Origin of the sequence: Actinophytocola sp. (assembly GCF_035942955.1) — a bacterium.
In the GTDB taxonomy this organism is placed as follows: Bacteria; Actinomycetota; Actinomycetes; order Mycobacteriales; family Pseudonocardiaceae; genus DASYTH01.
This window is the reverse complement of the sequence record NZ_DASZCQ010000182.1, coordinates 24,967-31,118: the sequence shown is the minus strand read 5'-3', so window position 1 is coordinate 31,118 and position 6,152 is coordinate 24,967. Positions and strand designations below refer to the sequence as shown.

The following is a 6,152-nucleotide window of genomic DNA, read 5'->3' as shown; positions in this document are numbered from 1 at the left end:
GCGCCGGCCTCGGCCGGGGCGGTGGATCCGCCGCGGGTCCGGCGGCCGCCGCGGGTCCGGCCGCCGCGGTCGCGGCGCTTGCGGTCGCCGAAGTTCTCCTCCGGCTCCGCGGCCAGCCCGGCCCTTGTTCGCTTGGCCAGCGGGAGCCGGCCGGTCGCGTCGGCGGGGATGCCGAGGTCGGTGAACAGGTGCTCGGAGGTGGAGTAGGTCTCGACCGGCACCGGCAGATCGAGGCCGAGGGTGTCGCTGATCAGCTTCCAGCGCGGTTCGTCGTCCCAGTCGACCAGCGTGATCGCGACGCCCGCCTTGCCGGCCCGGCCGGTGCGGCCGATCCGGTGCACGTAGGTGCCGTCGTCCTCGGGGCACTGGTAGTTGATCACGTGGGTGACGTCGTCCACGTCCAGCCCGCGGGCCGCGACGTCGGTGGACACCAGCACGTCGACCTTGCCGGACCGGAACGCCCGCAGCGACTGCTCGCGGGCGCCCTGGCCGAGGTCGCCGTGCACGGCGGCGACGGCGAAGCCCCGCTCGGTGAGGTCCTCGGCGACCTTCTGCGCGGTCCGCTTGGTCTTGGCGAAGATCATCGTGAGGCCGCGGCCCTCGGCCTGCAGCGCCCGGGACACGATCTCGATCTTGTCGAGCGAGTGCGCCCGGTAGACGTACTGGCTCGTTCGCTCGTGGATGGCGCCGACGTCGTTCTCCTCGGCCCGGATGTGCGTCGGCCGGCGCAGGAACGTGCGGGCCAGGGTGATGATCGGCCCGGGCATGGTGGCGGAGAACAGCATGGTCTGCCGCTGCTCGGGGACCATCCGCAGAATCCGCTCGATATCCGGCAGGAAGCCAAGGTCGAGCATCTTGTCGGCCTCGTCGAGCACAAGGCCGGTCACCTTGCCGAGCACCAGGTTCCGCTGCTCGGCCAGGTCGAGCAGCCGGCCGGGGGTGCCGACCACGATGTCCACGCCGCCGCGCAGCGCGGCGATCTGCTTGTCGTACGGCACTCCGCCGTAGATGGCCAGCACCCGGATGCCGAGGTGCTTGCCGGCGTCCCTGATGTCGTGGGTGACCTGCAGGCACAGCTCCCGGGTCGGCACCACGACGAGGGCCTGCGGCGTGCCGTCGCCAGGGGTGGTGATCCGCTGCAGCAGCGGGACGCCGAAGCCAAGGGTCTTACCGGTGCCGGTGCGGGCCTGGCCGATGATGTCGTCGCCGGCCAGCGCCAGCGGCAGGGTGAGCTCCTGGATGGCGAACGTGCGCTCGATCCCCGCGGCGGCGAGCGCGCGGACGATCTCGGGCCGGGTGCCCAGCTCGGCGAAGGTCGGTGAGTCCGGCCGGACCGGGGCGCCGGCCTGCAGTGGATGGGAGGTGTCGGTGTCGGGGACGCCGGCCTCGCTGTGCTCGAGCGTCACCGGGTCGATGGTTGTGGTTGATCCGGCATCGTTGTTGACGGTCAGTGCGATCGCCTCTCTCGTTTCCTCGCGCGCACTGCCGTTTGAAGGGCCGCTCGACCGCGTCCGTGCGCCTGGTGGGTTCCAGGTGTGGCGCGGGAGGGCCGGCGATGGCGTGCACGCACCCTCTCTGACGCGCACCGCAACGGGGGCGTCCTGACGAGTCTACCTGCGACGGTAGGCAGATACTCTGCCGGCATGACCGAGCACACGCCTGCGGCGGCGGATATCACACCCGAGCAGCGGAAGCCGGCCATCGAGCCGGGCGTGGTGGACCTGCTCGGCGTGCTCGCCTACGGGGAGCTGGCCGCGTTCGACCGGTTGTCCGAGGACGCCCGCGGCGCGCCCACGCTGGCCGGCCGGGCCGCCCTGTCCGCGATGGCCGGCGCGGAGATCGGGCACTACACCAAGATCGAGCGGTTCCTGGCCGAGCGCGGAATCGACGTCGAGGACGCCATGCGCCCGTTCATCGCCCACTTCGACACCTGGCACGCATCGACCGCGCCGCGCTCCTGGCTGGAATCGCTGGTCAAGGCGTACGTCGGCGACGGGTTCGCGGCCGACTTCTACGCCCAGGTGGCCGGCTGGCTCGACGAGCCGACCAGGCGGCTGGTGCTGGAGGTGCTCGCCGACACCGGGCACTCCGCGTTCGCCGAGCGCGAAGTCCGCGCGGCGATCGATCGCGACCGGGCGGTCCGTGACAGGCTCACGTTGTGGGGTCGGCGGCTGCTCGGCGAGGCGCTGACCCAGGCCCAATACGTGGTCGCCGAGCGGGACGGGCTGGCCGAGCTGATCGTGGCCGGCGCCGGGGACCTGGCCGGGATCGCCGCCCTGTTCCGCCGGCTGCAGCAGCAGCACGGCAAGCGGATGACCGCACTGGGTCTCGGCTAGTGTTCGTCTTGTTGCTCCAGTAATTGCTCGTGCTGCGGAGGTCGGCGTGGAGGTCAAGATCGGGATCGCGGACACCGCGCGGGAGATCGTGCTCAACAGCGACCTCACCCCGGACGAGGTCGAGGCGCTGGTCAACGACGCGCTGAAGAACCCGCAGGGCACGCTGGTCATGGTGGACACCAAGGGCGCACGGTTCGTGGTTCCGTCCGGCCGGGTCGCCTACGTCGAGGTGGGCAAGGCCGACGCCCGCCGGGTCGGCTTCGCCACGTAAGACGGGCGGCGGTCGGGGGCCCCGGGGCCGGGGGTGAAGGGCGCGGTGCTTTGGCTGGTGGTCGGGTTGCGTTGGCGGCTGGTGGTTGGCGGGGTGGGGATCGCGGTCAGTTGGCGATCCTGGTGACCTCGATCGGCTTGTTGGGGTCGATCACGAGGCCGTTCTGGCGGGCGATGCCGTCGATGGCGAACCAGATGTTCTGGGTGAGGTGCTCGACGACGGCGTCGCGGCTCATGGTGCGGCGCTCCAGCCACCATTCGCTGACGTTCTGCACCATGCCGACGATGCCGTGTGCCCACGGCTCGGCGGTGGCGGGGTCCACGTCGAGCGCTCGCAGGTAGCCGCCGAGCACCCGGCTCAGGGCGGCGCCGATCAGCTCCTTGTCCTCGGCCACCACGTCCCGGCCGATGGGGCGGCGGATGAGCAGGCGGTAGAGGTTGGGGTGCTCCTCGATGACCGAAAAGTATGCGACCAGGCTGCGCCGGATGCGCGGGATCGGTGCCTCCACGTTGTTCAGCGCCGGGATGAGCCGGTCGAACAGCAGCTCGGTGCCGCGCTGGCCGAGCGCGACGATCAGGTCTTCCTTGTCGGTGAAATGGCGGTACAGCACGGGTTTGGTGATGCCGGCCGCGGCGGCGACGTGCTCCATGCCGAAGTCGGGGCCGTGCGTGGCGAGCACGCGCAGCGCGGCGTCGACGAACTCCGCGCGCCGCGCCTCCCGGTGTGAGCGCCACCGGTCGCGGCGCGCGTCGCCCTTGCGCGGCTCAGTCATGCGGGTGCTGCAGCGGGAACCCGCCGCCGATGCCCTTCCAGGCCAGGTTGGAGATCAGCGCGACGGCCTCCTCCTTGGGAATGGGGCGCCGGTCGGCCAGCCAGGCCCGTGCCGCCACCTGGCTGACCCCGACCAGGCCGACCGCGAGCAGCCGGGCCCGCTCCTCGTCCAGCCCGGCGTCCGCGGTGATCGTCGCGGTGATCGCCCGCACGCTGGCCTCGGTGGCCCGCTCGACGGCGTCCTGCACGACCGGCTCGCCGCGCAGGTCGGACTCGAACACCAGCCGGAACGCCTGGCTCTCCCCGTCGACGAAGTCGAAGTACGCGCCGACCGCGTTGCGCACCCGCGTCTTGTTGTCCGTCGTCGACTCCATCGCGTCGGTGACCCGCCGGATCAGCTCGTCGACGTGCGTCTCGAGCAGCGCGAGGTACAGCTCGAGCTTGCCGGGGAAATGCTGGTAGAGCACCGGCTTGCTGACCCCGGCCCGCTCGGCGATCTCGTCCATGCCGGCCGCGTGGTAGCCGTTGGACGCGAAGACGTCCTGAGCCGCGGCGAGCAACTGCGCGCGGCGCGCCGTGCGCGGCAGCCGTGCACCTCTCCCGGCCTGCCCGTTGTGCTCGATCGTCTCCGCCATTCACGCCTCCCACCAGCTCGACCGGCCCCGGGCGGGGTCACCAACCCGTGCGGGTGAGTTAGACCTTACTTGCCGGTAAGGGTAATCGGGGCAGACTGGTCGCCATGACGACGAGCGCGGGTTTCTCACCGCTGACCCGGGTTCCGCTGTCCGAGGCGGAGCTGCCCGAGTTGGACCAGTCCATCCCGCCGTGGCCGGGGGAGCAGGTGACCGCGGGCGGGGTGACGCTGCACGTGCGGCGCACGCCGGGGCCGCGCGAGATCACCGCCGTGTACGTGCACGGGCTGGGCGGCTCGGCGACCAACTGGACGGACCTGGCCGCGCAGCTGTCCGGGCACGCCGGCGGGATCGCGATCGACCTGCCGGGCTTCGGCCGGTCCGAGCCCGTACGCGGGTACACGTTCTCGCTCGACGCGCACGCCGAGACGCTCGAGCGATTCCTGCGCGGGCTGAACCTTGGGCCGGTGCACCTGTTCGGCAACTCGATGGGCGGCGCGATCTCGATGCTCTACGCCGCCAAGCATCCCGATCAGGTGCGCTCGCTCACGCTGATCTCTCCGGCCGTGCCGGACCTGCGCCCGTCGCTGCGCCGGCTGTCCGATCCGCGGCTGCCGCTGCTGTTCCTGCCGGTGGTGGGCCCGCGGGTGCGCCGGGCGCTGGCCACCATGCCGCCTCGGGAGCGGGCCATGCAGCTGATCCGGCTGTGCTTCGCCGACCCGTCGCAGATCCCGGAGTCGCGCCTGGCCGAGGCCGAGGAGGAGGCCACCGAGCGGGCCGCGATGAAGTGGGCCGGCCTAGCGCTGACGATGAGCGCGGCCGGCCTGTTCCGAGCCTGGCTGGTGCCGAGGGCGCGGTCGCTGTGGGCGATCGCGCCCCGGCTGACCATGCCCACCCTCGTCGTGTGGGGCACCGAGGACCGCCTGGTGACGGTGCGCAAGGCGCCGCGGCTGGCCCGCATGCTGCCAAGGGCGCGACTGCTCGTGCTGCCGCGCACCGGGCACGTCGCGCAGATGGAGCGGCCGGTCACCGTGGCCAGGGCCGTGCTCGGTATGTGGGAGCAGGGTGACAGCTGGTAACCGGGTGGAGTTGACGCTCCCCTCAGCGGGTGATGTGGCACGCTGTGGGCGTGAGTGGTCGGCCCCAGACCGGAGCGCAGCGCGAGACTGAGCCCCTGCGGGCCTCCTGGCGACCCGAGCAGACCAGGCAACCGGCCGGCCGGCGCGGCGGCCGCAAGCCCCGCCGCGGTGTGGCGCGGCTGGTCCGAACCTACGGCTGGCGCATCTACGCGCTGCCGATCCTGCTCGTGCTGACCGTCCTGGTGGTCCTCGACACCGTCGGCAAGGACGCGGTCGGCGCCCGCGCCGCCGGCAACCAGAGCGGCCCCGACGCCGCGCTCGCCCCCGAGGCGCAGACCGACACCAGCCAGCCGCCGGACGTCACCGAGCTGCCCGCCGAGCCGGTGGACGTGAGCATCCCGACCGCCGAGCTGCCCAACGGCGGCCCGTACACCGAGGCCGCGGCCGGCATCTGGCACGTCGTGCCGGGCGCCGGCGCCCGGGTCGGGACCGGCGGCAAGCTGTACACCTACACCGTCGAGGTGGAGGACGGGATCGACCCGTCGTCCTACGGCGGTGACGAGGCGTTCGCCAAGCTCATCGACCAGACCCTGCTCGACCCCCGCGGCTGGACCGGCGACGGCAAGGTGTCCGTGCAGCGGGTCGACGGCGGCACCCCGGACATCCGGATCAGCCTGGCCGCCCCGCAGACCGTGCACCGGCCGGACAAGTGCGGCTTCGCGATCCGGTACGAGTCGTCCTGCTTCCGGCGCAGCGAGTCGCGCGTGCTGATCAACCTGGCCCGCTGGGTGCGCGGCGCGGTGGCGTTCAGCGGCGACATCCTGACCTACCGCCAGTACGCGATCAACCACGAGATCGGCCACGCGTTCAACAACGGCCACGTCGGCTGCGCCGAGGAGGGCGCGCTGGCCCCGGTGATGATGCAGCAGACCTTCGGCGTGGCCAACAACTTCGTCGCCGAGCTCAACCGCGCGGTCCGCAACCGCGATCCCGTCGAGGCGGACGGGAAGACGTGCAAGCCCAACGCTTGGCCCAACCCGCTGGCCAAACCGGGGACCTGACC

Annotated in this window: 7 protein-coding genes; 4 read left to right on the top strand and 3 right to left on the bottom strand. The window is 72.2% G+C overall.

Annotated elements, in window-relative coordinates; all coding sequences use genetic code 11:
* The coding region (locus tag VGX25_RS18055; RefSeq protein WP_414635859.1) for a DEAD/DEAH box helicase at window positions 1–1,457 on the bottom strand (1,457 nt) is incomplete at its 3' end.
* Window positions 1,458–1,643: 186 nt separating this feature from the next.
* Between VGX25_RS18055 and VGX25_RS18050 the strand changes: the two genes are divergently transcribed.
* Both VGX25_RS18050 and VGX25_RS18045 read left to right on the top strand, forming a co-directional pair.
* On the top strand, window positions 1,644–2,336 hold the full coding sequence (locus VGX25_RS18050) for a ferritin-like fold-containing protein (RefSeq protein ID WP_326918978.1): 693 nt from the start codon (window positions 1,644–1,646) through the stop codon (window positions 2,334–2,336).
* A gap of 46 nt (window positions 2,337–2,382) precedes the next feature.
* Window positions 2,383–2,607, top strand: a complete 225-nt coding sequence (locus VGX25_RS18045; protein ID WP_326918977.1) for a DUF3107 domain-containing protein — start codon at window positions 2,383–2,385, stop codon at window positions 2,605–2,607.
* Between the two features lie 106 nt (window positions 2,608–2,713).
* Here VGX25_RS18045 and VGX25_RS18040 read toward each other — a convergent pair whose 3' ends face one another.
* Both VGX25_RS18040 and VGX25_RS18035 read right to left on the bottom strand, forming a co-directional pair.
* Entirely contained in the window at window positions 2,714–3,379 is a 666-nt protein-coding gene (locus VGX25_RS18040; protein ID WP_326918976.1) for a TetR/AcrR family transcriptional regulator, read from the bottom strand.
* Window positions 3,372–4,013: a TetR/AcrR family transcriptional regulator gene (locus tag VGX25_RS18035; RefSeq protein ID WP_326918975.1), complete on the bottom strand. Its 642-nt coding sequence runs from the start codon at window positions 4,011–4,013 to the stop codon at window positions 3,372–3,374. Before VGX25_RS18035 ends, VGX25_RS18040 begins: the two co-directional genes overlap by 8 nt.
* Window positions 4,014–4,117: 104 nt before the next feature.
* Here VGX25_RS18035 and VGX25_RS18030 point away from each other — a divergent pair, with 104 nt between their 5' ends.
* Window positions 4,118–5,089 carry an alpha/beta fold hydrolase gene (locus VGX25_RS18030; RefSeq protein WP_326918974.1) on the top strand — a complete coding sequence of 324 codons (972 nt, stop codon included), beginning with the start codon at window positions 4,118–4,120 and terminating at the stop codon, window positions 5,087–5,089.
* A gap of 50 nt (window positions 5,090–5,139) precedes the next feature.
* Complete coding sequence (locus tag VGX25_RS18025) at window positions 5,140–6,150, top strand: DUF3152 domain-containing protein (protein WP_326918973.1); 1,011 nt, start codon at window positions 5,140–5,142, stop codon at window positions 6,148–6,150.
* Window positions 6,151–6,152 lie beyond the last annotated feature (2 nt).